1 protein-coding gene is annotated in these 277 nt (G+C 69.3%); it reads left to right on the top strand.

The window, feature by feature from the left end; all coding sequences use genetic code 11:
* Nucleotides 1-277 (top strand): beta-propeller fold lactonase family protein (locus AC0IYH_RS31325; protein ID WP_471838114.1); only part of this gene is annotated, 277 nt, incomplete at both ends.

Below are 277 nucleotides of genomic sequence, written 5' to 3'. Positions count from 1 at the left end.
GGACGGATCGATGCTGGCGGTCGCGAACTATTCCAGCGGCGACGTCGCGCTCTGGCGCCTCGATTCGGCGACGGGTCTGCCGCGCGGCGACGCGCAACTCACGAGGCACGCAGGGCAGGGTCCCGATCGGGGTCGGCAGGCGGGTCCGCATGCGCATTGGGTAGGTTTCACGGCGGATGGCGGCATCCTGCATTCGGTCGATCTGGGCGCGGACGCGGTGTTCGCCCACCGAATCGACGCGCGTACGAAGACGGTGACCGGGACGACGACCGCTTAC

The sequence above is a fragment of the Pseudomonas sp. AC463 genome, from assembly GCF_979253585.1.
This window is presented reverse-complemented; position numbering and strand designations above follow the sequence as displayed.